A 26,666-nucleotide genomic window follows, 5' to 3' on the forward strand; every position below is an offset into this window, starting at 1 on the left:
TGAGCTGCTCCAAAAGTTCGTCTTAATTGAAACTTTTGGAGCAGCTCATGGTGTTATTTAGCTAATATGATATCTTTTATCTGATCAAAGGCTAAATTTTTTCTAATCTTGTGTGTGCCATAAATAATATTTTTTTTAGATTTTTCTAGGTATTTTGTAAAACTATCTTTATCCTTAATTATTTTATATTCAAATAATATTTCAGATAGTTGTTTATAATTGATACCTTTAGGTATGGTTACTTCTATTTCTGAATTATCTTCTTTTTTTAAATTATCTTCCTTTATAATATTTGATGCTTTTGATTCAATGTTAACTAAATTGTTAAAATTAAAGTACAAAACAAAACTTATTCCTAATATAATAATTAAAGCAAAAATAAGGTCTGAAAAATTATAAAAGAAATCTTTAATGTATTTCATATTTACCTCTTTTAATTTTCTTATGCTATAATAATATCATAATGAGGTAAAAAAATAAAATGAGACATATAAAAATTGATATAAATGATGATAATCAAACATTAATAAAGTTTTTGAATAAGTATTTTTCAGAAGCACCTAATTCATTAATATATAAGTGGCTGAGAACTAAAAAAATAAAATTAAATAAGAAAAAATCGGAGCCAAGTACGTTGATTTTTAAGGATGATATAATTGATATATATATTTATGATGAAGAAATTGAAAAATGGAAAAAGGATAAAATTTCAGTAAGAAATAAGTTAAATTTAGACATTGCATTTGAAAATGAGGATATAATTATTATTGATAAACCACAAAATGTTCTAGTTCATGCTGCATCTAAAGCAGATTATGGAAAAAATGTAGTAGATTATATTGTGGATTTATTAATTGAGCGTAAAGAGTATATACCAAGATTAGAACCTACATTTAGACCATCAGTTGTAAATAGAATTGATAGAAATACAATGGGATTAGTTATTGGTTGTAAAAATAGAAGAACTTTATTAGAATTAAATAATTCAATAGAAAAAAATGTTCATAAGTATTATCTTGCAATAGTGCATGGGAAAATTTCTAAAAAATTAGAAATTAAAAATAAATTAGAAAAAAATGAAAAAAATTATGTTAGCGTATCTAAAAATGGAAAAGATTCTGTTACAATTATAAATCCACTACAATATAACGACTTGTATAGTTTGGTAGAAATAAAATTGTTAACAGGAAGGACGCATCAAATTAGAACTACGCTCGCAAACATTGGGCATCCTGTAATTGGAGATAGAAGATATGGGCTAAAAGATAACAGTAAATTATATAAAGATCAACAGCTTGTAGCCTATAAATTAAAGTTTGATAATAAAATTGCTATAGATAGTTTGAAAAATTTAATAATTGAAAGTAAGTATAAAAAACTTATTTATGATTTATATAGAAAATTGATTTAGGAGGAATATTTTGAATAAAGTATTATTGGTTGAGGATGAAGTTGCAATAAGAAAATTTACAAAAATTAATGTTCAAAAAGCAGGATTTGAAGTTTATGAAGCTGGTAGCGGAGAAGAAGGTATAGAAATGGCATTAGATATAAAGCCTGATGTTGTAATATTAGATGTAATGCTTCCCGGAATGAATGGATTTGAAGTTTGCAGTGTTTTGAGAAATGAAATGCCGGATTTAGGGATTATAATGTTGACAGCAAAATCTCAAGATGTTGATAGAATTTTAGGATTAGAACAAGGTTCAGATGACTACATGACAAAGCCATTTAATCCACAAGAACTAGTTTTAAGGATAAAGTCTTTAGTTAGAAGAATTAATTTAATTTCAGAAGAAGAACATAAAGATGATAATCTTTCATATGGACCATTTAAAATTGATTCATATTCAAAAAAATTTACTAAAAATGGACAAATTATAGAATTAACACCAACAGAGTTATCGTTAATGAAAATATTTTTAACAAATAAGGATAAGGCTTTTACTCGTGAGGAATTAATGGATTTAGCATGGGGAAATGAAAATAAAGCAGATACAAAAATAATAGATGTTAATATTAGAAGAATCAGAGCGAAAATTGAAGATAGTCCGGCAAATCCTAAGTATTTGCATACTGTTTGGGGTGTAGGATATAGATGGGGAAATTGAAATTATTATTAAATCAAATTAAATATAATTTAAAATTTAGAATAATATTCTTTTATATGATAGTATTTGTTATATTTATTTCAATATTTGAAATTTTTACATATATATCACTAAAAGATTATTATTTTAGTAATATTAAATCTAATATGCTGGCTCAAGCAAAATATAGTATCGAATTATATGATTCATCAATATCAGAGTATTCTTTATCAGAAGTTGTATTAAATGAAAGATTTGAATTTTTGAATAATATTCAAGGACAAGTACAAATTTTAGATAATACAGGAGTTTTGTATTATGATAATACCGGTTCTTCAGATATAGGTAAAAATATAATTAAGGTAAGTAATTTAATAGAAACTAAAGAAAATTATAGATTTGATCATAGTGATAATTTAATTTCATTAATTTATCCCATTAAATCTAATAATATACAAATAGGAATATTGAGAATTATAAGTGCTACAAATAATTTATATAGAGAAATAACATTAAAAATGATAATTTTTGTTATTTTTGGTTTATTTTCCATTTTAATCGGCTTGCTTGTATTGTACTATTTTGCTAAGAAATTTTTAGTCCCTATAAACAAATTAACAAATTTAGCAAATAAATTGTCTGACGGTCAATATAGTGAAAAATCCAACATGGATTATCATGGAGAAATTGGTGAGCTGGCACGTACGATGGATGAGTTAAGTGAAAATATTATAAAAAAGGAAGAAATTAAAACTGATTTTATATCGTCAATTTCTCACGAGCTGCGTACCCCTTTAACTTCCATTAAAGGATGGGCAATGACGCTTCAAGATAGGGACATTGACGAAGAAACTGTAGAAGATGGATTAAAAATTATTGAGAAAGAAGCAGATAGATTATCTGCAATGGTAGAAGATTTACTAGATTTTTCAAGATTTACATCTCCTAGATTTACTTTATCAAAATCTCATTTTGATATAGTTCCTGTTGTTAAAAACATTGTAAATCAATTAAAACCTAGAAGTTTGGAAAGAAAAATCAATCTTATTTATGATTATTCTGATCAAAATATAATGATAGTAGCTGATGAAAATAGGTTAAAACAAGTATTCATTAATTTGATTGATAATGCTATAAAATTTACACTTGAAAATGGCTCTGTAGTAATAACTATTAAACAAGATTTACAAACAGAGATGCTTATTTGTGAAGTTGTAGATACGGGTATCGGTATAAACGAAGATGAAATTAATCTTGTAACTACAAAATTTTATAAGGGAACATCTGAGGGGTCGCACACCGGACTTGGTTTATCAATTGTTGAAGAAATAATTTTACAACATAAAGGCACGCTTGAAATAAAAAGTAAAATAAATGAAGGTACGACAATTCATTTTGAAATTCCAATCGGAGGTAAAGATGAAGAAATTTAAGATTTTTCTATTTATTATTTTTACAATTTTATTAACTTCTTGTTCAAGTTCAAATATTGATATAAGTAAGAATTTAAATTCAATTGAAAAACCGGATAACAAATTGGATATTACTGGAAAATGGAAACTATTAGAAGCCATTGATATTTCTACAGGTAAAAATACTGATGAAGTTGGCAATGCAACTACCCTGTTTATTTCAAAAAAAATATTTGACTTTAATGATACCTATATATTAGAACCGAATATTACTTCAAGATATGTAAATTATCTTACTTATTTGAATAATAAAATTTCAAAAGTTCCGGAAAAATTATTAATCAAAAAAGATACAACTGTAGTTTATAAAATTTTTAATAATATATCATATTCACAAGAGTTTACCAAAATATCTGATACAAAAATAATAACTATTGATTTAGGTAAAGTTTATATTTATGAAAAAGAGAAAAAATTAAGTGAAAAAGAAATAGAAAATAAATATAATGAAATAAAGTCAATAACAGATGGAAAACAGATAATCAAAAATCCAAGATTTGGATTATCGATTGCTTTTAGAAATAAAAAGTCAGATAAAAATGGTAAAATAGACTATGATTATTACACATATTATATAAAAAAAGATGATAAGGATGAAAAAGTAAATATACTAAAAGTTGAAAATATTGTAATCCCAAAATCTTCAGGATTATGGACTGTTTCAAGTGTTTTTAATAGAAATGCCGAAACTGATTATGGAAAATACACCTTATCAGCTAATTCAACATTTTTAGATGAAGATTTAAAGAAAAATGTAATAACTGACAGTTTTTTTAAAAGAATTGATTATGTAAATAAGGATTATATTGCTATTACAAATTTCAATTATCAAGGAAACACAGTTTCGGAAAATTATAATATTTATAACATAAATAATATATCTACTAATCAACCTCTAGATATAAATAAGATTGCAGGTATCCAAGGTAATAACATTTATCTTTCAAAATATAAAGAATATTTTAATATTTTAAGTGAAAGACAAGATCTGAAAAATCTAGATTTTAAGCCTAATACAAGTAATATTGGTATTATTAGAAGTAGTAATAATTGGAAATTTATATCCGGTATTGATCAAGTAATTGATAATGATAAAGGATCGAGATTATTTAGGCAATTTAACCTGGATATTACTCCTGTTGTTAATATAGGTCAAAGTGATTCGACATCATTTTCATGGAGAGAAATAATCTCTAGAAAGCCGGGCTCCATAGATGCTGTAGTGTCACCGGATAAAACTTATATTTTGATTCAAACAGAAAATTCAATAGAATTGTATCCAATATTTTTCAACTATATAGGAAATAATCCACTATTTATAATACAAAACACGAAAAATTATGAACTTGTTATGAGCCAATGGGCAACAGATGAAAATATTAACGGATTGTACAATGAGTATAACAAATTAAGAAAAATTAATAGTTATACTATATATCCAAAGACACCTACAAATTAAATATTAGAATATGTATGTTTATTTTTTTGTTTTATCATGAATGACAATATCATAACAAAATACGCTAATTGACAAAATAATTAAAATTTGATATTATTTCCCGTGCATATGACAAAAAAATAAGTTTTAAATAGTGCATTTTCATTCGAAATTGACGCTTGTATATAATAATTATCTATGATTAATTTAAATGCAACTATTTAAGACTTATTTAATTATAAATATAATATAGTAGGAGAATTAATGAATAACAGTAAAAAAAATAGGATATTAAAATACTCCATAAGAAGGTTTTCTATAGGAGTAGTATCTGTAGTTGTTGGAGCATTTGCTATATTTGGAGCTTCAACATTTGAAAATTCAAAAAACTATGGAGTTGTTTATGCGAATGGTTATAGTGACTTGAAAATAACTATTGTTGGTAAAGAAATAACATTATATTCAGAGATGTTTAAGAATACTCTTGATTTGAAAAATGTAAAATTAATAGTTTTAGATAATATTGATAATATTAAAAAAGAAATAAAATTGGAAAAATATAGAGATAATCATACTTTATATAAGGGAACCTTAAATGAAGAAAATTTTGATAAAAAATTTCAAGTTGAGTTGGAAAATATGAAAGGAGAAAAGACAAAATATACTACTAAAGAAGGAATTTTAAAAAAATCATTATTTAAAGAAATATTATTGAAAAAAGATAAAGCTGAAGCAGCAAAGAAAGCCGAAGCAGCAAAGAAAGCTGAAGAGGCAAAAAAAGCCGAAGAAGCAAAGAAGGCTGAAGAGGCAAAGAAAGCCGAAGAAGCAAAGAAGGCTGAAGAGAAAAAGAAAAAAGCAGAAGCAGAAGCAGCAAAGAAGGCTGAAGAGGCAAAGAAAGCCGAAGAAGCAAAGAAAGCCGAAGAAGCAAAGAAGGCTGAAGAGGCAAAGAAAGCCGAAGAAGCAAAGAAGGCTGAAGAGGCAAAAAAAGCCGAAGAAGCAAAGAAGGCTGAAGAGGCAAAGAAAGCCGAAGAAGCAAAGAAGGCTGAAGAGGCAAAAAAAGCCGAAGAAGCAAAGAAGGCTGAAGAGGCAAAAAAAGCCGAAGAAGCAAAAAAAGCTGAAGAAGCAAATAAAAAGGCTGAAGAGGCAAAGAAAAAAGCAGAAGCAGAAGCAGCGAAGAAAAAGGCAGAAGCCGAAGCAAAGAAGGCTGAATTAGAAAAGAAACAAAAAGAGGAAAGAAATCAATTAAAACCTGGTATTAAAAAAGGTTGGGAAAAGAAAGCTGATAATAAGTGGTATTTTGTAAAAGATAATGGCGAATTAGCTAGATCAGAATGGTTATATGACAATAATTACTCATCATGGTATTACTTCAACAATAATGGAGATATGGCATCAAACAAATGGATAAAACACACAGACAATGAGTGGTATTACTTATTCAAAAATGGTAAGATGGCAAAAAATGAGTGGTTTTATGATAATAATTACTCATCATGGTATTACTTCAACAATAATGGAGATATGGCTACAAATAAATGGATAAAAGATACAAACAGTAAATGGTACTATTTATTAGGAAATGGAAAGATGGCAAAATCATATTGGTTATATGACAATGACTATTCATCATGGTATTACTTCAATAATAGTGGAGATATGGCATCAAATAAATGGGTAAAAGATACAAATGGTAAATGGTATTATCTATTAGGTAATGGTAAAATGGCTAAATCAACAACAATTAATGGTTGGTACGTAAATGCTAACGGTGTTTGGGAAAAATAAATACGTTAATAATAAAAATGTTGCTATACCAATAACTGATGTACAATCATTCAAAAAATTGAAAGTTCCCTTTTCAAATACCCATAGGGCACAAGTAGTGTTGGTGAAGAATTAAAGTAAGACTTTAAGAGAATTAAAAGGTAAAATTTTTAATTCTCTTTTATCTTTATAGATGTAAATTAAATTTTAAATAAATAGACAATTAAAAAAACTCATTCTGCCCCAAATGCCTTAATATTAAGCATTTTGATATTATTAAACACGGTTTTAAGCATACTTTTATTCATTTATATGTACAAACAATATATTACTTTAATAAAAAAACATTTACCTAATGTAAACACTTTTGACAGATTTCACATTATCAATATTCTTTCAAGAGCCTTAAATAAAACAAGAATTGAAGTGATGAAAAAACTTTCTACTTCAAGTATGGAGTACAAAAGATTAAAACGATTTTGGAAACTGATTTAAAAAATATTAAAAAAGTTAATAATAATGACATTCATAAAAAATAATTTTTTAATATAATAAAATTATAAGAATATTAGGAGGTTTTTATGAGCATAATTGAAACTTTGATGCAAAAATATTTAATATATAGTGAAAGAATTAATGACATAGATATTAAAGGGAGATTAAATATAAAAAAAAGTAATGAAACAATACAATATTATCATGTGGTAAATGATGATGGGAAAATTGTTGAAAAATACATTTCTAAAGAAAATATTAATTTCATTAGGAGCTTTGCTCAAAAGTCATATAATAAAAATTTGAAACGTTTCATTAATAAAAGGATTAAAATTTTAAATAAATTAAAAGATTTTAAACATGATTAATTAGAAAAAATTTATGATAATTTATCTATTGATAGAAAAATCTCGTGACACCTATTTTTCCAACTTATAAACAAAAATTAGATAAATGGAAAAATAGTAATTATAAAAAAAATGAAATAAATCCTGAATAAAAAATTTTTTATACAAAAAATGGGGAATATGTAAGGTCTAAGTCTGAAAAAATTTTAGTAGATTTATTTTACGATTTGAAGATTCCGTATAGATACGAATGCCGGATTATATTGAAAAATGGATTTACATATTATCCAGACTTTACATTTTTAAGTCCGTTTACATGTCAAGAAATTTATTGGGAACATTTTGGAATGATGGAATATGAAAATTATTCGAAAAATGCTTTAAGAAAAATAAATAGATATTATAATAATGGAATCAAAGAATTTGACAATTTAATTATTACAATGTAATCAAAAAATGTTCCATTAAATATTAAAATTGCTGAAGAAAAAGCAAGGAAGATTTTATTAAAAGAAGATAGTTAACCTTTTTATACTTTAAAAACAAAAATTACCTCTCAAAAACTAAAAAATGAAAATTTGAGAGGTAAAAAATGTGAGAAATTTATAAGAAATGTGAGAAATTTAAAAGTTAAGAACCACATCTATAATTTCATATCAAATTCTATTTAACATAAAAAGAACTACTGAATTCCTTCAATAGTTCTCATGATTAAGCTTCTTTATTGTATGATGGTCTTTCTACTAAACCTGATTTTAATGCAGCTGTAGATACCCAAATTCTTTGAACTTTTCCATCTACAACAGCTTTAACTCTTCTTAAATTTGGTTTAAATGATCTTTTAATTTTTCTATGTGAGAATGTTACTACATTACCAGCTTTTTTTCTTTTTCCTGTAATTGCACATTGCTTTGCCATAATATTCCTCCTAACTTGATGTATTCCATTACTTGAACAATTATAACATAAATAATTAAAATTTTGCAAGTTATTCTTAATACTGATATAATTTATATATAAAAAGTTAAGGAGGTCATTTTATGTCAGCTACATTGAAAAATAGTTATGGTAAAATTGCTATTGATAATAAGGTTATTGCTACTATAGCTGCAGAATCAGCACAAGAAACGTATGGTATTGTTGGTTTAGTTGCTCAAAATACTAAAGACGGAATTTTTGAATTACTTAAGTTTGAAAATAAAACAAAAGGTGTTAAGGTTACTGTAAATGGTGACATAGTAGATGTTGATTTAGTTGTAATGATGGAATTTGGCGTAAGAATTGCGGTTGTTGCAGACAATATTATTGAAAAAGTTAAATACAATATTGAAAAAAATACACACTTAAAAGTTAATTCCGTAAATGTTATTGTACAAGGAATTAGAGTTTAATTGGGGGTAAGATGAAAAATTTTAATCACTTTGATTTAAGAAAGGGGATTACATCCGCTTATAATAATCTTGAATCAAATAAAGAATATGTTAATGGTTTAAATGTTTTCCCGGTTCCGGATGGTGATACCGGTACAAATATGTCATTGACATTTAAATCAGTAATGAAAAAATTAAATGAATCAGATGGTGATATGAAGTCGATAGCAAAGGCATTGTCAACGGGTTCATTAATGGGTGCAAGAGGTAACTCAGGAGTTATATTGTCACAATTGTGCAGAGGTGTTGCTAAAGTTGTGGAAAAATTAGAACTAGTTGAGATTGTTAATTTGGTAGAAGCATTTGAAAGTGCAAAAGAAACGGCATATAATGCTGTATTGAAACCAACTGAAGGGACTATCCTAACTGTAAGTAGAATGATTGCTGAATTTGCTAGAAAAGAATTCTTAAAATATGATAGAATTGATGAATTTTTAAGAGCATGTATTGATGAAGGTAAAAGAGCGTTGATGTCCACACCGGAAATGCTACCAGTTTTAAAAGAAGCGGGAGTAGTTGATGCAGGTGGACAGGGACTTATTTTTATTTTAGAGGGCTTTTATAAAGGGATTAAAGGTGAAGAAGTTGAATTAACAGTAAATGTTGAAGATATTAAATCGATAGATTTTGATAAAGTAATTCAACACCATTCTGATGTAAAACCTGAAGATATTGTGTATGGATATTGTACAGAGTTTTTAATAAATCATGATGGTACACAATCTTATGAAGAATTTAAAAAAGAAATTGAAAAATATGGTGATTCTATAGTTTGTGTAGGAGTAGATGAATTGATTAAAACTCATATACACACAGATGATCCTGGATTAGTTCTATCTTTAGCAAGAAAAAGGGGAGAATTATCAGATATAAAAATTGAAAACATGAGATTCCAAAATGCTGAGGTTAATAGAATAAAAGAAAAACAACAAAATAAAAAAGAAGCTAAAGCTAAAAAGTATGGCTTTGTAAGTATTTCTATTGGTGAAGGATTCGATGATATTTTTAAGGAATTAAATGTCGACAGATTGATAAAAGGTGGTCAAACAATGAATCCATCTACAGAAGATATTGTTGAAGCTGTTAATGATGTAAATGCAGAAAATGTGTTTGTATTTCCAAATAATAAAAATATTATTTTAGCTGCAAAACAAGCTATTGATTTAGTTGATAAAAACTTAATTGTTGTAGAAACAAAATCCATACCACAAGCATTTACAGCTATAATTAATTTTGATGAATCATTATCACCAAAAGAAAATTTTGAAAACATGACATCATCATTAGATGAAATTACTAGTTTGCAACTAACATATGCAGTTAGAGATACAAAAAGTGGAGATTTAGAAATAAATAAAGATGATTTTATTGGATTAGAGTCAGGAAAAATTGTAGTTAAAGGAAATGATTTAGAAAAGACATTTTTAGAATTAATCAAGCATGCAATTACTGATGAACATTCTGTAATATCAATATTTTATGGGGAAGATATTAAAGAAAAGAATGCAAATGATTTATTAGAAAAATTAGAAAAATTATATCCTGATTTAGATATTCAAATTAATTTAGGGGGACAACCGCTTTATTATTATATTGCATCGTTAGAATAGGTATGAAATTAAAAGATATAAAAGGAATAGGGCCAAAAAAAATTCAATATTTGCATGAAATGAATATTTTTAATGTTGATGATTTGATAAATTATTTACCTAGAAAATATGAAGATAGATCTAGATTGGTAGAAGTTGTAAATCTTACAAATGAAATGAAATCTTATTGTGAATTAACTATTGATAAAATTAATAAAACATATTTTTATGGAAATAGGAAGTCAATATCAAGTGTTGAAGGATATGATAGAACCGGAAGGGTTAAAGTAATTTGGTATAATGACAGATTTTCAATAAAAGCATTAAAATTTAATCAAAAATATAAATTTTTTGGATATTATGATTCGCAAAAAAAAGCTCTAATTAATCCTATTATTTCAAATATAGAAGATGACAGAATAGGTGGGATTACTCCCATCTATTCGCTTTTAAAAGGAATTTCACAGAAAGATTTTATTAAATATAAAGATTTTGTATTTAAATCAGATTATTTTGTAAATGATTATCTTAAAGATTTGGAGTTAAGCAAATATAATTTAATTAGTTTAGTTGATACGCTTAGATATTTACATAAGCCAATATCAAATTTAAATTTATATAAAGCCATGTATAGTTATAATTTAAGAAATATTTTTTTAGATAAATTGTCTAATAAAATGTATTTTGAAAAGCAATTTGATAAATTTATTAAATTTAAGGATATAGACTTAAATCTTATATTTGAAAGCTTAAATTTTGATCTAACTAATTCTCAAAAAAATGCGATAAATCAAATAAAAGAAAATATGATTTCTGAAAAAAGAATGAATAGAATTGTTATAGGGGACGTAGGCTCCGGTAAAACTATAGTGGCAGTAATTTCAGCTATTATAGCTATAAAAAGTGGATATCAGGTAGCATTTATGGCTCCCACAGAATTGCTGGCAAGACAACATTATGAAAATTATAAAAATTTTTTTGAAAAACAAAAAATTGACTCAGCTTTATTAACAGGATCTTTTACATATTTACAAAAAAAAGAAATATATAATGAACTAATAAATAATAATATAAAAATAATTTTTGGGACACATAGCTTATTTCAAGAAAAAGTAAAATTTAATAATTTAGGATTAGTTATTATGGATGAACAGCAAAGATTTGGAGTATATCAAAGAAAAATGTTATCAGATAAGGGATATTACCCTGATATGCTTTTATTGTCTGCAACGCCTATTCCAAGGACTATGGCATTAAGTTTATATAATAATTTAGATATTTCATACATTGATGAGTTGCCTAAAAATAGATTACCAATTAAATCATATCTTACAACGGTTTATCAAGAAATGAAATTTATGGATTTTGCATATAGACAAATTCTTGAAGGAAAACAGGTTTATGTAGTTGTATCTAGAGTTGAGGATGAAGATGATGAACTGGAATCTGTAGAAAGACTTTACAAAAAATTAAATAAATATTTTAATAATAAAGTAAAAATTAATATTTTGCATGGTAAAATGTCCGTAGAAGAAAAAAATATAAATCAAAGTAAATTCTTAAATAAAGAAATAGATATTTTAATAGCTACAAGTATTATTGAAGTAGGAATTGATGTCCCAAATGCTAATACGATAATAATCTATGATGCAAATCAGTTTGGATTATCACAACTTCATCAAATGAGAGGTCGTGTAGGGCGTTCAAATATTCAATCATATTGTTTCTTTGTAATAAGAGATAAAAAATATTTAACTGAAAAATTAGAGTTTATTGCAAATAATAATGATGGTTTTTCAATTGCAAATAAGGATCTTGAAATTAGAGGCTCTGGAGATATTTATGGACAAAATCAATCAGGATTTATTGATTTAGACAATAGTTTTTATTTTAATGAAAAATTAATTAAAAATGCTGAAAAAATGATTGAAGATATGGAAAAAATAGGTGATGATTTGGAAAATATCATTGACAACAAAATAAAAAATTTAGAAAAAGTAATTTTAAATTGAGGTATTATGGCATTAAGAGTTATAACAGGTTTAAGAAAGGGGCACAAATTAAAGGGCCCAAAAGGTGAAAGCTCCCGTCCTACAGAAGATAGAATAAAAGAGGCGATATTTAATATTATTGGAAGTATTGAAGAAAATGAAGTTGTTCTTGATTTATTTGCATGTACAGGAAATATTGGTATTGAGTTTTTAAGCAGAGGTGCAAAAAAAGTTTATTTTTCAGAATGTGATAGATACAATTTATCATATATGGAAGATAATATTATTCATACAAAATTTGAAGATAAATCAGTAATATTAAGAGGTGATTTTAGAAAAAATTTAATGCAAATAAGAGAAAATATTGACTATGTTTATCTTGATCCACCATATAAATCTGATTTTTACGAAAAGGCATTTGAATACATGATAGATAACGTTTATTTTAATAATTCGTTATTTATCGTAGAAATCGATAAAAATATAGATTTTTCTGAAATTTATGATAAACTAGATTTAGTTTATGAAAAAAAATATGGCAGAAAATATATCAAATTTTATAGGGAGAAAGTATGAAAGTAGTTTATCCGGGAAGTTTTGACCCTGTTACTAATGGACATATAGATATAATAAAAAGGGCTGCTGGTCTTTTTGAAGAAGTTGTTGTATGCGTTTTAGTAAATAGTAAAAAAAATTATTTATTTAATATGGAAGAAAGAATTGAAATGTTAGAAGAATTATTGTATGATTATGATAACGTTAAAGTTTGTATGTATTCCGGATTATTGATTGATTTTGTTGAAAAAAATAAAATTGATTCAATAATAAGAGGCATAAGAGCTATATCTGATTATGAATCTGAATTACAATTTGCTCAGATGAATAAATTTTATTCCAGAACAAATGTGGAAACTATTTTCATGGTTGCTGAGCCGGAGATGTCATATTTAAGCTCAAGCATCGTAAAAGAAATAGCGTCATTTAATGGTGATGTTTCAAGATTAGTGCCTAAAAATGTTGAAATTAAAATAAAACAAAAATTTAAATAGGAGGAATGATGAATATTTTATCATTAATAGAAGAATTAGAACAAATTATGGATGATGGTGGTTCGGTACCATTTTCAAAAAAAATAACAATTAATCCTGATGAAGTTTACGAAGTAATAAATGACTTGAGAGAATCAATTCCTCAGGAAATTAAAGATGCTCAATGGGTAAATCAAGAAAGAGAAAGAATTTTGCAAGAAGCAAATTCTCAAGCCAGTGCAATAAAGGATAAAGCTAGAGAAGAAGTTGAAAGATCATATGAAGATGCTAATAGAAAATTGAGAGAATTAGTAAATCAAGATACTATTACAGTTGAAGCTAGAAAAGAAGCAGAAAAAATTATTGCTGAAGCTAAAGAAACAGCAAACACAATTGCTACAAATTCATTAGCATATGTAGATCAAATTCTAGCGAAAACATCTGATGAATTAAAGAATACATTAAGCACAATAGAAGAAAATAGATCACAATTAAAATATTAATTGAATTTTAAGGATTAAAGATTAAATGTTTTTAATCCTTTTTAAGTTGAATGGAAAGTAGAGAATATGAAAGAAAATTTTTGGAAAGATTTACCTAAACCATTTTTTATCCTAGCACCAATGGAAGATGTAACAGATACAGTTTTCAGACATGTCGTTGCAAAAGCTGCTGCACCCGATGTCTTTTTTACTGAATTTACCGATACTAATTGTCTTCATAATGAAAAAGCTAGAAAGACATTAAGTGGTAGATTGCATTTTACTGATGATGAACAACCCATTGTTGCACATATTTGGGGAGATATACCGGAAAATTTTGCCAAAATGGCAAAAGAACTAGCAAAAATGGGATATAAAGGTATTGATATTAATATGGGTTGTCCTGCTTTAAAAGTAGTAAAAAAAGGTAAAGGTTCAGGGCTTATAAAAAGACCTGATGTTGCTTCTAAAATCATACAAGCTGCAAAAGAAGGGGGATTGCCTGTAAGCGTAAAAACCAGAATAGGATTTTTAGAAGTAGATGAATACAAAGAATGGATAAGTCACATTTTAAGACAGGATATAGTAAACTTATCCATACATTTGCGTACAAGAAAAGAAATGTCCGATTTTGATGCACACTGGGAATTAATTCCGGAAATAAAAAAATTGAGAGATGAAATAGCTCCAAATACATTATTAACAATTAATGGTGATATTCTGGATAGACAAGTGGGAATGCAATTAGCAGAAAAATATGGTGTTGATGGCATAATGATTGGTAGAGGTATATTTAGAAATATATTTGCGTTTGAAAAAGAAAAAAGACATCACAGCTATAAAGAATATATGGATTTATTCTATTATCATCTAGATTATTATGAAGAAATGATAAAAGTTGAGCCAAAGCTAAGTAAGGTGCTTAATAGATTATTTAAAACCTATATAAAAGATTTCGAGGGATCAAGACAACTTAGAGATACATTAGTTAGAACTAGAAGTATTGAAGAGGTACGTAAAGTTTTAGCTGAATTTCCTTTGATGAATGCAATAATGAATGAAGAGATTTGATATAAAATTAATTAAATATGTTATTAAATATAGACTGATAACCAATCCTTGTGCATCCAATTTTTTTTGTTAAATTGGATATGTAAATAATTTTGTTTATCAGTCTATTACTGATTAAGATATATTGATATTTTTGAAAAATTTTATTTTGATCAAATATTTTATTTTCAGTTATTCCTTTTAGCTATTTAATAAATTTTTCTATTTAATATGAAATTGAATTGGATTGAATAAAAAACATAATATTAATATTAATTGTGAAATAAAATTTATTATTTTAATTATATTAGCTTATTTTTAATTTTAAATTTGAAAAATTATTGTTTTTTTGTATTATATAATTAATTATAAAAGTTTGTAAACATTTTCGTTTAATATTATTTTCTTTTAATAAAAAATTTATATATAAAATATATAATAGATATTATTAAAATTATTGATATTATTTGAGCTGAAATTGTTAATAAATCTATTTTTGTTTTTATAATTTCTTCCATTGTTTACACCTTTCATTTATACTGTATATAAAATAACACAAAGGAGCAAAAAATGCAAAAAAGATATTGAGTACATTATCATTGATTTTAGGTTTAAGTTTTTTATTTTTAATAAATATAAATAAAGTCAATGCTACTTCTGAAATTGACCAAATTAGAAAAAAATATAATTTAGTTCAAATCTCTAAAGATGATTTACCTAAAGGAATTGTTCCTATAAAGCTTAATAGTGAGCAAGAATTAAGTGAATATTTTGAAGAACAAAATAAAATTTTAAAAAATTCTATGATATTTATGGATAATATTAGTAAATTAAATTTATATGATTTAAGAAGTAATATTACTTTTAAATCTAGTAATAATTTACGAAATTCTCAAATAGTTATGAGTGCTAATATTCCTATTTTTATGAAAATTAATTTAATAGCTGATATTGATTATTATAGTAAAGGTTCATTTTCATCAATAGAACAAATAAATTTTTCGAAAATGTCATTAACGGGTTATACTATTTCTAATAGTCTTACAAATGTTTCTACAAGTCATAAATTATATAATGATGGTTCAATTTTTGTTAGTGGAACTGCTAATTATAATACATATATTCTTTTACAAAATACTTTTAATATTGATACAAGTTTAATTGTTATGAAATATAATTATGAATTTGGTAAAGGTTTTAGTAATAAAGTTCTTACTAAAAATGGTAAAAATATATTACCTTAAAAAAGGAAGCTGTTATAAAATGAATAACATTTTTATCTATTTTATAACAGCTCCTTAACTATACAATTACTTTATATAAATTCTATTTTTAAAATTTTTATTTAGAATTTTAGTATTATTCAAATTTTGTAATTCATATGCTCTAATATCAATTTCAGCAAAATTCCTATTAACATCATCTAATGTTACATAATCAACTAGTTTATTCAATATTGTAAAATCAGTTAAATTTTTTAATTGATTTATTAAATCTCTACCTTTGTCATTAAATCCGATAGGTCTCAAATAGTTTATTTTATCAAGATTTTTAATATCTACAACCTCAATTTCTAATAAATAATTTATAATAAATCTTTTCAATCTCGATTTTGAATATCTTTTATTATGAGATTTTTCAATCATATCGGAGATTTTATCCGAATAATTTTTCTTTAATAGGTTTAACATACCGGGTTCAAATCCAGCAATAGATTCTCCTGTATTTTTTTCAATAAATGCTTTATAATAAAAAATATTTGAGTATTCATCAATGTTGTGAAGATTTGTATTTTTTAATATTTCTATTAATTCGGCAGGTACATAATTTGAAACATCATAATTTTCTTTTATTAAATTTCTAATAGTTGTTGCTGATTGAAACTTGTATTTATCTAATTTCTCACTGTTGTAACCACCATCTTTTCTTTGAATAGGTAATATTTTAATCTTACTATTTAATTTATTTAGTGTAAGTGCATAATTTAAAGCAAGTGTGTTATTTGGAGAAATTATTGAATGCGGAACATTTTTATCAATTTCATTAATTGCTTCTAAATAAGCATTTTTGTATGAATAACCTTGTTTAATATATTTACCTTGTAGCTCAAATATTTTAGATTCGTTTTTGATTTTAAAATCAAGTAATTTGTAAAAAGTTTCAGTATCATCTTCAATTCCAAATGAAATATAATCGATTAAACCTAATTCATTAAGAAGGAATGTTGTATAATATGAGAAATAATCAGCACTTTGTAGACTTATGATTGCTGGTATTTCAAATACAAGATCTACGCCACATTTTAATGCTGATCTTGCCTTATCAAATTTACCTATAATTGAAGGTTCACCTCTTTGAACAAATGATGTACTCATAAGTGCTATGATATTTGATTTTGGAAATTTTTGTTTAATTTTTTTTATTTGATGTAAATGTCCATTATGCATAGGGTTGTATTCACATATTATTGCTATATTAATCATTTTATTTGAATATACCTCTTAATTTTTGTTATAATAGTTCAGTAAATGTTATTTTAATTATAACTTAAAAAGATATAAAAAAATAGATAGGGGATATTATGGATATTTTAGTATTAAATAGTGGTAGTTCATCACTTAAATATCAATACCTAAATTCACAAACAGGTGAAGTTTACGGTAAGGGGTTAATAGAAAGAATTGGTATTTCAGGATCAAATATTGAACATAAAAAAGGTGATAGAAAAGTTGTTATAGAAAGAAATTTGCCATCACATAAAGAAGCTGTAAAATTATTATTTGAAGTTTTAACACATGAAGATTATGGTATCATTAAAAATATTGATGATATTAAGGCTATTGGGCATAGAATTGTTCATGGTGGCTCAATTATTAATCCTAGATTAGTAGATGATGAAGCATTAGAAATTTTAGAAGACGCTATAAGATTTGCACCGTTACACAACCCGGGAGCAATTCAAGGAATAAAAGGTGTTGAAGAAGTTGCACCGGGAAAACCAAATGTAATTTGTGTTGATACAGGATTCCATGCAACTATACCGGCGGAAAATGCTTTATATGCCATTCCTTATGAATACTATGAAAAAGATGCGATTAAGAGATATGGTGCTCATGGAACAAGTCATAAATATATAACACTTAAAGTTGCTGAAAAGTTAGGCAAAAAACCTGAAGAGGTAAATGTAATAACATGTCATTTAGGAAATGGTGCAAGTATTACAGCAGTTAAAAATGGACAATCATATGACACATCAATGGGTCTTACACCATTAGAAGGTTTAGTAATGGGTACAAGAAGTGGAGATATTGATCCAGCTGTTGTGTTTAATATTGGAAAACAATATAATCTTTCATATGATGAAATGGATACATTATTAAATAAAAAATCAGGTTTATTAGGAGTGAGTGGTGTGTCGTCTGACTTTAGAGATGTTTTATTAGCAAGTCAGGAAGGAAACGAAAGAGCAAAATTGGCACTAGATATGTTTATAAATAGAGCTAAAAAATATGTTGGATCATATTATGCTTTATTAGAAAGAGTTGATGCTATTGCGTTTGCAGGAGGTATCGGAGAAAATTCAGATTATGCGAGAGAACATATTTTAGAAGGATTAGAAAACTTAGGCATCAAAGTTGATGTTGAAGCAAACAAAGGTGCTAGAGATGAAAAAGAAATTTCAGCTGAAGATTCAAAAGTTAAAGTATTTATCATTCCTACAAATGAAGAATTAATGATTGCTAGAGAAACACAAAATATAGTAGAAAATTTATAAAAATATTGACATGTAGCTAAAATATATGTATAATACTTATGTTATTCAAATGTATTTAAAATACTAATGTAAAAAGATCAAGGAGGTGTTCACATGGCAGTACCAAAGAGAAAAACATCTAAAGCTAAAACAGCATCAAGAAGAGCTTCTTCTTATAGATTAAATAAAGTAAATTTTGTTGTTGATTCAGAAACAAATGAAGCAAGATTACCACATAGAGTAAGTCCATCAGGATATTATAATGGTAAAAAAATATTTGAAGTAGAAGAAAATGAAGAATAAAATTCTTTTCAAAAAAATAATAATAAAATTATGTGATGTTATAAATTGATGACCATTTTATAACATCATTTTTTATTATATTTTAATATTTTTATAAATATGGTATTATATTATTATCAAATATAATGGAGATGATATGAAATTAGTTGTAGATTTAATGGGTGCAGATTTGGGAGTTGAAGAAGTTGTTAATGGAGTCTGTGATTCATTTGAAAAAACAAAGTTAAATTTTATTTTGGTCGGGCCAAAAGAAAATGCACAGAGAATTATTAATAAAAGAAATATTGATCATTCAAGAGTAGAGTTTATTGATACAAATGAGTTTATTGAAAATCATGATGATCCGGTAAGGTCTTTAAGAAGAAAAAAAAATGCTTCGTTAGTATTGGGTCTTGAAAAATTAAACGAAGAGGGCGATGGATTTTTATCTGCTGGGAGTACAGGTGGACTTCTTGCTGGAGGAATATTTATTACAAAGCGTTTAAAAAATGTTAAGAGAGCAACTTTAGCTACTTTGGTTCCTACAAGATCAGGGAGTCAGACTATACTTGTTGATTCCGGAGCTGTTGTCGATACTAAACCGGAAATGCAAGAACAATTCGCTGTAATGGGAAGTGTTGTTGCTGAAAAATACCTTAATAAAAAAAATCCTAAAGTATATTTAGTTAATATTGGTGCAGAAGAAGGAAAAGGTGATATCAGAACTAAAGAAGTCTATCAATTATTAAAAAATAATCCAAATATAAATTTCTGTGGCAATATAGAACCTAGAGATTTTTTGACAGGCAAAGCTGATGTTATAGTAGCTGATGGTTTTTCCGGTAATATGATGATAAAATCTACAGAAGGGGCAGCATCTGTATTGTTTTCGGAAATAAAAACTGCTGTTACAAGTAGTTTTTTTTCTAAAATAGGTGCATTACTTTTAAAAAAATCATTAAAGAAAATAAAAGACAAATACGATTATAAAAAAGTAGGAGCAGGTATTTTTCTAGGATTAAATAAGCCTTTGTTTAAGGCTCATGGAAGTTCCGATAGAGAGGCTATAAAATTTGCTATATATAAAGCAGAGGAATTAATAAACAGTAATATAAATAACACAATAGAGGAGAGATTATGATAAAAGAAAGAATTATAGAAATGATAAAAAGTGAATTGATGATAGATAAATTTGACCTGGATGCAGATTTGGTTAAAGATTATGAAATAGACTCAATTGGGCTTTTAGATTTTATTATGAGTATTGAAGAGGAATTTGATATTGAAATATCTGATTCAGAATTAGCAGAATTAAAGACTGTAAATGATGTTATTGCAGTAGTTGAAAGAAAAGCTGGAAAATAAAATGACTCGAGATAGAATTGCTAAATTAGATAAATTAGAAAAAAAAATAAATTATAAATTTAATGATATTAATTTGTTAAATTTAGCTTTTATCCACACCTCTTATACAAATGAACATCCTAATTATAAAAATAAAAGTAATGAAAGATTAGAATTTTTAGGAGATGCAGTTTGTGAACTAGCTTTTTCAGAAATTTTATATAAAAATTTTAAACCAAAACAAGAAGGATTTTTAACTAAAGTTAGAGCAAATCTTGTTTGTGAAAAATCATTCTCTGAATTTGCTGATCAATTGGGATTAGCTGAATTTTTATTATTAGGTAAAGGTGAAGAAAAAACTGGAGGTAGAGAAAAGCCGTCAATTAAATCTGATGCTTTTGAAGCCGTTATGGGAGCTTTGTATTTAGATGGTGGATATGATGTTGTTTTTGATCTTATCTATAATTTAATTATTGATAAAGTTAAAGAACTAAAGATCCAAAAAGAAAGCGTTAATGACTATAAATCAATGTTACAAGAGTATTTACATAAAAAAAATAAATCAAATATTGTTTATAGGCTTGTAAATGAAATTGGCCCATCACATGACAAACTTTTTTATTTTGAGCTTTATATTGAAGACAAAATGATATCAGAAGGAAAGGGCAAAAATAAAAAAATTGCAGAACAAATGGCTGCTAAAACTGCATTGGAAAAAATAGGTGTATTAAAAAAATAAACTATTCGAAAGAATAGTTTTTTTATGGTAGGAATTATGAAATTAAAATATGTAGAACTATATGGATTTAAGAGCTTTGCGGATAAAACAAAATTACTTTTTAATAAGGATATATCAGCGGTTGTTGGACCAAATGGATCAGGAAAATCAAATATTGCAGATGCTATAAAGTGGGTTTTAGGTGAACAATCAGCTAAGTCGCTTCGTGGGGCAAGTATGCAGGATGTAATTTTTTCAGGTACTGATATAAAAAAACAAATGAATATGGCTCAAGTATCTTTAATTTTAGATAATAGTGATAAGTCTTTACCTATTGCTTTTGATGAAGTAAATGTTACCAGAAGAGTATATAGGACAGGAGATAGCGAGTATTTGCTTAATAAATCTCCTGTTAGACTAAAAGATATTAGAGAACTATTTTTGGATACGGGAATCGGAAAAGATGGATATTCAATGATAGGTCAAGGTCGTATTGATGAAATTCTTAATGGTAAAAATGAAGAAAGAAGATATATTTTTGAGGAAGCTACAGGTATATCAAAAAATAAATATAAAAAAAGTGAAGCTGAAAAAAAATTGTTAAAAAATGAAGAAAATTTAGCACGATTATGTAGTGAACTAAAGGTTAAGAAGCAACAATTTGATATTTTGGAAAAGCAATCTCAAAATGCAAAAGAGGGAATAAAATTAACTAATAGATTAGAATTATTAGAACTTAATTTATTAGATAAAGCTATTCAAAAAAATTCAGATGATTTACAAAATGATAAATCAAAATTAGAATACATAGATTTAGAACTTAGCAATTCGAATGATAAATTAAATAAACTTACTAATTTAATTTATCCAGTTCAAGAAGAAATAGATAGAAAAACTGATGAATTAGAAGAAAAAAAAGAAAATCAAATTTTAGGCGATAAAAAAATTCAAAGTTTAGAAAATCAAATTAATATTTTAAGAGAAAAAAATAAATTTTTTATAGCTGACAAGGAAAGATTGGAAAAGGCTATAAATATTAAGAAGGAAAAGATATTAAATTTTAAAGATTTAATTGTTGAAAAAGAATTTAAGGATGTAGAGATTAAATCTAAAAAGGAAGAAGTTAATCGACAAGTAATTGAGTTAAATAAAGTGCTCGAAGTTAAACACCTGAAATTTAACAATCTAAAATCTGAAAAGAATTTATTGTCAATTAGTATTGAAAAAAATAAAGAAAAATTGTCAGATTTGAAAATAAATAAAAATACTAAAGAAAAATTAGATGATTCAAATAATCAACTAAAATTAAATTATATTTCAGAAATAGATAAAATTGATTCTTTATTAAAAAATAAATGTATAGAAATTATTGAAATTGAAAATAATATTAAAAATGTTGAAGAGAAAATAAGTAAAAACGTTGAAGTAATTAATGAATTTAACGATAAGAAAAATGTTATTATTGGTATTCTTGAAAAATTAAGATTAGAATTATCTACTAAAAAAAATGATTACTTAAAACTAGAATCTCAAAAAGATATTTTAGAAAGACAGTATAAATCATACGATGGTTATTATAGATCTGTTCAAGATTTACTAAAAATTGCTGATAAAAATACTTTCATATCTTCAAAAATAGTTGGTGTTTTAGCTGATTTGATTGAAGTTGAAGATAAGTATAAAGTTGCCTTAGATTTGGCTTTAGGATCATCTCTTCAAAATATTGTTATAGAAAATGAAGAAGATGGTAAATTTTTAATTAATTTCTTAAAGAAAAATAATATTGGTAGAATCACATTCTTACCTATTAATAAAATTTCGGCAAATAAATATAATGTTAAGCATCCAAAAATCATTGATACATTTAATAATTTGGTAAAAAATGACAAAAAGATAGATGGGATAATTGATCATTTTCTATCAAAAACAATACTAGTTGAAAATATTGAAGATGCTGTAGAAGTTTCTAAAAATATTAAAGGATATCGAGTTATCACTCTTGATGGGGAAATTATTAATTCTTGGGGGTCTATGGTTGGAGGAAATACATTCAAAAAAGAAAGTAATAGCCTTTTAAATCGTAGAAAAGAATTAGATGATTTAATAGAAAATTTACACAATTTATCTATTGATATCAATAAAATGAATGAAGATATTAATAGTAAAAATAATAATATAGATAAGTTAAATCAAAATATTCAAGAGTTTGAATCGGCTAATATTAATCATCAGATAAATTTAAATAATTTTAATAAAAATATTCATGAATTAAATGTTGAAGTAATGTTTAATAATAAACGTAAAGATGAATTTAGTGAGTTGTTAAATAAAATTGATGATGAATTAAAACAGGAAGATTTTTCTGAGATTGAGCATTTGACTTCAAGTCTTGAAAAAGAAGAAAGTAGAATGGAAATTGTTTCAGATAATATAGAAAAATTAAATGTAAATATTTCTGAAGAAGAAAAGAAATTATTATTGAATAAATCTGAATTAGATGTTTTAATTAGAGACCTTTCAATTATTGAAAATGATATTGAAAATATAAAAATTGATTTAGAAGATAACTCAAAAACACTAAAAATAGATGAAGATTCTTTGGTTAAAACTATCAATAATATTGAAAATTCAAATCAAGAAATTGAAAAATTGTCAAAAGATATGTTTAACTTTAAATCAAATTTAAACTTATCAAATAGTGAAATAGTAGTTCTTGAAGAAGAATTAAAAAATTTAATAACTAAAATTAAAGAAGATAAAATAGAAATTGAAAACTTAAAAAGTTTGATTTCAGAATTTGAAAAAGAAAAATATAAATTAGAATTAAAAATTGAAAATTCAGAGCAAAAGGTAAATTCTTTAAGAGATGATTATAAAGAAACTTATTCAATTACAGATGAGGAATTAGATGAAAAATTAAAACGTATTGATAAGATTGAAGCTACAAAAAAAGAAGTATTAGATATTAAATCAAGATTATCTAAAATAGGATATTTCAATTATGAAAGTATCGAACAATTTAATATAATATCTGAAGAATTAGATTTTTTAAATAAACAATATGATGATTTAATTGCTTCTAAAAATGATATTATCAATATGATTAAATCAATTGAAAAAGATATGAAAGAAACCTTTGCAGATGCATTTGAAAAAATTAAAATAAGGTTTAATGAAATATTTTCAATTTTATTTAATGGTGGAGAAGCTGAAATTAAGCTGGATTCAGATGATGTATTAAATGCTGGTATTGACATTATTGCAAGACCTCCAGGTAAAAAATTAAAAAGTATTGCACTTTTATCGGGGGGAGAAAAAGCTCTTACAGCAGTTGCTTTACTTTTTGCTATTTTTGAAATTAATCCTGCTCCATTTTGCGTACTAGATGAAATAGATGCTGCCTTAGATGAGGCAAATATAAAGAGATATATAGGTTACTTAAAATCATTAGTTAATAAAACACAGTTTATAATTATTACACACAGAAAGGTAACTATGGAAATGGCTGAGATTTTATATGGTGTAACTATGGAAGAAAAAGGAATTTCAAAAGTCATTACGCTAGCACTTGATGAATATAAAGAATAAAATTGATTACGTACATTATATTTATAGTGTACGTTTTTTTATGATATAATTTGATTATTAAAAAGTTTAAGGAGATATAATGTTTAAGAAGATTTTTGAAAAATTTAAAAATAAAAAAGAGGAAAATATTGAAGTAAAAAAAGAAATCAAAATTGATATTGTTGAAGATAAAAAAATAGAACAAGTTGAGAATATAATAGAAAATTCAATGAGGAAAGTTAAAGAATTACAAGAAAATTCAGAGCTTTCAACAGTAGAAGTAAATTCCAGTAATAAATCAGAAATTATTGGAGAAAACCATATAGTTGAAGATGTTGAGAATGCTAAAGAAGTAGAAAAAGTTGAAAAAGCAGAAGTTATAGAAAAAACTTCAATTTTAGAAGAAATAAAGTCAGAAAATATGGTTGTTGAGGCTCCAATTGTTGAAGAAATAAAAGAAAAACCAAAGAAAAAAGGATTTTTAGAAAGATTAAAATCAGGGTTATTTAAGACTCGTAATGCAATGAATTCGGCAATTGACAATTTGATAAATGGTAAAGCTAAAATTGATGATGATTTATATGATGAATTAGAAGAAATCATGATTTCTGCTGATATGGGTGTTGAAACTACTGTAAATGTCATTGATGAATTAAGGGATATCGTCGCAGATAATCATATTAGAGATCCGAAAATGATTAAAGTTGAGTTAGAAAAAATTTTAAGAAATAAACTTAGAGAAAATAACAAAGATAATTCGTTAAATATTGTTGATGGAAAACAGACGGTAATATTGGTAATCGGTGTTAATGGAGTGGGTAAGACGACAACAATTGGTAAATTGGCATATAATTTACAAAAAGAAGGAAAAACAGTTATTTTGGCAGCTGCTGACACATTTAGAGCTGCTGCAATTGAGCAACTAAAACAATGGTCGGAAAGAGTTAATGTTGAATTAATTTCTTCGAGAGAAGGATCTGATCCTGCATCAGTTGTGTACGATGCTATTAAATCTCAAAAAGCAAAAAATAAAGATGTATTAATTATTGATACAGCAGGAAGATTACATAATAAAGTGAATCTTATGAATGAGTTGGAAAAAATAAATAGAATTATTTCTAGAGAACATCCTGAAGCTAATAGAGAATCACTTTTAGTTCTTGATGCTACAACCGGACAAAACGCTTTATTCCAAGCTAAAGAATTTAATAAAGTTACAAATATTACGGGATTAGTATTAACTAAATTAGATGGTACTGCAAAAGGGGGGGTAGTATTTCCGCTTCAAGTTGAAAATAATGTACCGGTAAAATATATAGGAATTGGTGAAAAAGCGGAGAATCTAGAAAAGTTTGATTCTGAGAAATTTGTAGATGCATTATTTGACCTTAAGTAAAAATGATAGCAATTTCATATTATTCGTTGACTTAATAAAAAATATGTAATATACTTATGTAAACAGGGGAATCCTAAAGTAATAGTATATTACATATTATTTTTTAGAAAATAGGAAAATGAAATCTTAATAAGAAGGAGGATATATGTGGGAGCAGATTTATGCGTCCTCAATAGTTTTTATAGTTTTTATATTAATTATATTTGCAATTATTCAAATTTTTAATATATTAAATTTAAAAAAATCAAGGCAATATTATAAAAAATTACATGAATCGATAAAGCCTGGGGTTAGAATAATGTTAAATAATGGTATTTACGGTACATTAACAAGAGTAGGCGAAAAAGATGTTGATATTGAAATAGCAAAAAATGTTATAATTACAGCGGACAGATTTAGTATAAGGGAAATTAAAGAGTAAGGAGAATG

27 protein-coding genes are annotated in these 26,666 nt (G+C 25.6%); 24 read left to right on the forward strand and 3 right to left on the reverse strand.

Annotation, left to right across the window (positions count from 1 at the left end):
* Positions 1 to 53: 53 nt before the first annotated feature.
* A complete protein-coding gene (locus tag EQF90_RS03290) occupies positions 54 to 422 on the reverse strand; it encodes an MltG/YceG/YrrL family protein (RefSeq protein WP_134711585.1) in 369 nt (122 codons plus the stop codon).
* Positions 423 to 481: 59 nt separating this feature from the next.
* On the opposite strand from EQF90_RS03290, the gene EQF90_RS03295 reads away from it, so the two are divergent.
* The 8 genes from EQF90_RS03295 (at position 482) to EQF90_RS03325 (ending at position 8,055) form a co-directional block, all read left to right on the forward strand.
* Complete coding sequence (locus EQF90_RS03295; protein ID WP_134711586.1) at positions 482 to 1,411, forward strand: RluA family pseudouridine synthase; 930 nt, start codon at positions 482 to 484, stop codon at positions 1,409 to 1,411.
* Between the two features lie 7 nt (positions 1,412 to 1,418).
* A complete protein-coding gene (locus EQF90_RS03300; protein ID WP_134711587.1) occupies positions 1,419 to 2,111 on the forward strand; it encodes a response regulator transcription factor in 693 nt (230 codons plus the stop codon).
* On the forward strand, positions 2,099 to 3,523 hold the full coding sequence (locus EQF90_RS03305) for a sensor histidine kinase (protein WP_134711588.1): 1,425 nt from the start codon (positions 2,099 to 2,101) through the stop codon (positions 3,521 to 3,523). The genes EQF90_RS03300 and EQF90_RS03305 overlap by 13 nt, the downstream gene beginning before the upstream one ends.
* Complete coding sequence (locus tag EQF90_RS03310) at positions 3,510 to 5,021, forward strand: hypothetical protein (protein ID WP_134711589.1); 1,512 nt, start codon at positions 3,510 to 3,512, stop codon at positions 5,019 to 5,021. The genes EQF90_RS03305 and EQF90_RS03310 overlap by 14 nt, the downstream gene beginning before the upstream one ends.
* 243 nt (positions 5,022 to 5,264) lie before the next feature.
* Positions 5,265 to 6,785 carry a YSIRK-type signal peptide-containing protein gene (locus tag EQF90_RS03315; protein WP_134711590.1) on the forward strand — a complete coding sequence of 507 codons (1,521 nt, stop codon included), beginning with the start codon at positions 5,265 to 5,267 and terminating at the stop codon, positions 6,783 to 6,785.
* 291 nt (positions 6,786 to 7,076) lie between these two features.
* Positions 7,077 to 7,259 carry a transposase gene (locus EQF90_RS08360; protein ID WP_134744886.1) on the forward strand — a complete coding sequence of 61 codons (183 nt, stop codon included), beginning with the start codon at positions 7,077 to 7,079 and terminating at the stop codon, positions 7,257 to 7,259.
* An 86-nt stretch (positions 7,260 to 7,345) separates the two neighbouring features.
* A complete protein-coding gene (locus tag EQF90_RS03320) occupies positions 7,346 to 7,627 on the forward strand; it encodes a hypothetical protein (RefSeq protein ID WP_134711592.1) in 282 nt (93 codons plus the stop codon).
* A gap of 206 nt (positions 7,628 to 7,833) precedes the next feature.
* On the forward strand, positions 7,834 to 8,055 hold the full coding sequence (locus EQF90_RS03325) for a hypothetical protein (RefSeq protein ID WP_134711593.1): 222 nt from the start codon (positions 7,834 to 7,836) through the stop codon (positions 8,053 to 8,055).
* 262 nt (positions 8,056 to 8,317) lie between these two features.
* Here EQF90_RS03325 and rpmB read toward each other — a convergent pair whose 3' ends face one another.
* The gene (rpmB, locus tag EQF90_RS03330; RefSeq protein ID WP_134711594.1) at positions 8,318 to 8,524 is read right to left on the reverse strand and encodes a 50S ribosomal protein L28; all 207 of its coding nucleotides are present in this window, start codon (positions 8,522 to 8,524) and stop codon (positions 8,318 to 8,320) included.
* A gap of 122 nt (positions 8,525 to 8,646) precedes the next feature.
* Here rpmB and EQF90_RS03335 point away from each other — a divergent pair, with 122 nt between their 5' ends.
* From EQF90_RS03335 to EQF90_RS03370, 8 genes are all read left to right on the forward strand, one after another.
* Positions 8,647 to 8,997 (forward strand): Asp23/Gls24 family envelope stress response protein, encoded by a 351-nt coding sequence (locus EQF90_RS03335; protein WP_134711595.1) that lies wholly within the window; start codon positions 8,647 to 8,649, stop codon positions 8,995 to 8,997.
* Between the two features lie 11 nt (positions 8,998 to 9,008).
* Positions 9,009 to 10,646 carry a DAK2 domain-containing protein gene (locus EQF90_RS03340; protein WP_134711596.1) on the forward strand — a complete coding sequence of 546 codons (1,638 nt, stop codon included), beginning with the start codon at positions 9,009 to 9,011 and terminating at the stop codon, positions 10,644 to 10,646.
* Between the two features lie 2 nt (positions 10,647 to 10,648).
* Positions 10,649 to 12,637, forward strand: a complete 1,989-nt coding sequence (locus EQF90_RS03345) for an ATP-dependent DNA helicase RecG (protein ID WP_134711597.1) — start codon at positions 10,649 to 10,651, stop codon at positions 12,635 to 12,637.
* Positions 12,638 to 12,643: 6 nt separating this feature from the next.
* Positions 12,644 to 13,192 carry a 16S rRNA (guanine(966)-N(2))-methyltransferase RsmD gene (rsmD, locus tag EQF90_RS03350; RefSeq protein WP_134711598.1) on the forward strand — a complete coding sequence of 183 codons (549 nt, stop codon included), beginning with the start codon at positions 12,644 to 12,646 and terminating at the stop codon, positions 13,190 to 13,192.
* Positions 13,189 to 13,665, forward strand: coding sequence for a pantetheine-phosphate adenylyltransferase (gene coaD, locus EQF90_RS03355; RefSeq protein WP_134711599.1), 477 nt, complete (start codon positions 13,189 to 13,191; stop codon positions 13,663 to 13,665). The genes rsmD and coaD overlap by 4 nt, the downstream gene beginning before the upstream one ends.
* Before the next feature lie 8 nt (positions 13,666 to 13,673).
* Complete coding sequence (locus EQF90_RS03360; RefSeq protein WP_134711600.1) at positions 13,674 to 14,147, forward strand: ATPase; 474 nt, start codon at positions 13,674 to 13,676, stop codon at positions 14,145 to 14,147.
* 66 nt (positions 14,148 to 14,213) lie between these two features.
* The gene (locus EQF90_RS03365; protein ID WP_134711601.1) at positions 14,214 to 15,197 is read left to right on the forward strand and encodes a tRNA dihydrouridine synthase; all 984 of its coding nucleotides are present in this window, start codon (positions 14,214 to 14,216) and stop codon (positions 15,195 to 15,197) included.
* Between the two features lie 563 nt (positions 15,198 to 15,760).
* On the forward strand, positions 15,761 to 16,420 hold the full coding sequence (locus tag EQF90_RS03370; RefSeq protein WP_134711602.1) for a hypothetical protein: 660 nt from the start codon (positions 15,761 to 15,763) through the stop codon (positions 16,418 to 16,420).
* A 66-nt stretch (positions 16,421 to 16,486) separates the two neighbouring features.
* Here the strand turns inward: EQF90_RS03370 and EQF90_RS03375 are convergent, their stop codons facing one another.
* Positions 16,487 to 17,659, reverse strand: a complete 1,173-nt coding sequence (locus tag EQF90_RS03375; protein ID WP_134711603.1) for a tRNA(Met) cytidine acetate ligase — start codon at positions 17,657 to 17,659, stop codon at positions 16,487 to 16,489.
* 98 nt (positions 17,660 to 17,757) lie between these two features.
* On the opposite strand from EQF90_RS03375, the gene EQF90_RS03380 reads away from it, so the two are divergent.
* The 8 genes from EQF90_RS03380 to yajC all read left to right on the forward strand — a co-directional run bounded on the left by EQF90_RS03380 (position 17,758) and on the right by yajC (position 26,658).
* On the forward strand, positions 17,758 to 18,951 hold the full coding sequence (locus EQF90_RS03380; RefSeq protein ID WP_134711604.1) for an acetate/propionate family kinase: 1,194 nt from the start codon (positions 17,758 to 17,760) through the stop codon (positions 18,949 to 18,951).
* Between the two features lie 93 nt (positions 18,952 to 19,044).
* Positions 19,045 to 19,233: a 50S ribosomal protein L32 gene (rpmF, locus tag EQF90_RS03385; RefSeq protein ID WP_134711605.1), complete on the forward strand. Its 189-nt coding sequence runs from the start codon at positions 19,045 to 19,047 to the stop codon at positions 19,231 to 19,233.
* A gap of 136 nt (positions 19,234 to 19,369) precedes the next feature.
* Positions 19,370 to 20,353, forward strand: coding sequence for a phosphate acyltransferase PlsX (gene plsX / locus EQF90_RS03390; protein WP_134711606.1), 984 nt, complete (start codon positions 19,370 to 19,372; stop codon positions 20,351 to 20,353).
* Positions 20,350 to 20,577 (forward strand): acyl carrier protein, encoded by a 228-nt coding sequence (locus EQF90_RS03395; protein ID WP_134711607.1) that lies wholly within the window; start codon positions 20,350 to 20,352, stop codon positions 20,575 to 20,577. Before plsX ends, EQF90_RS03395 begins: the two co-directional genes overlap by 4 nt.
* A 1-nt stretch (position 20,578) precedes the next feature.
* A complete protein-coding gene (gene rnc / locus EQF90_RS03400) occupies positions 20,579 to 21,295 on the forward strand; it encodes a ribonuclease III (protein ID WP_134711608.1) in 717 nt (238 codons plus the stop codon).
* A 36-nt stretch (positions 21,296 to 21,331) separates the two neighbouring features.
* Positions 21,332 to 24,862, forward strand: coding sequence for a chromosome segregation protein SMC (gene smc / locus EQF90_RS03405; RefSeq protein WP_167604077.1), 3,531 nt, complete (start codon positions 21,332 to 21,334; stop codon positions 24,860 to 24,862).
* Positions 24,863 to 24,941: 79 nt separating this feature from the next.
* Entirely contained in the window at positions 24,942 to 26,237 is a 1,296-nt protein-coding gene (gene ftsY / locus EQF90_RS03410) for a signal recognition particle-docking protein FtsY (RefSeq protein ID WP_134711610.1), read from the forward strand.
* 145 nt (positions 26,238 to 26,382) lie between these two features.
* Positions 26,383 to 26,658 carry a preprotein translocase subunit YajC gene (gene yajC / locus EQF90_RS03415; protein WP_134711611.1) on the forward strand — a complete coding sequence of 92 codons (276 nt, stop codon included), beginning with the start codon at positions 26,383 to 26,385 and terminating at the stop codon, positions 26,656 to 26,658.
* Positions 26,659 to 26,666: the final 8 nt, after the last annotated feature.

The sequence above is a fragment of the Helcococcus ovis genome, from assembly GCF_004524775.2.
Lineage (GTDB): Bacteria > Bacillota > Clostridia > Tissierellales > Peptoniphilaceae > Helcococcus > Helcococcus ovis.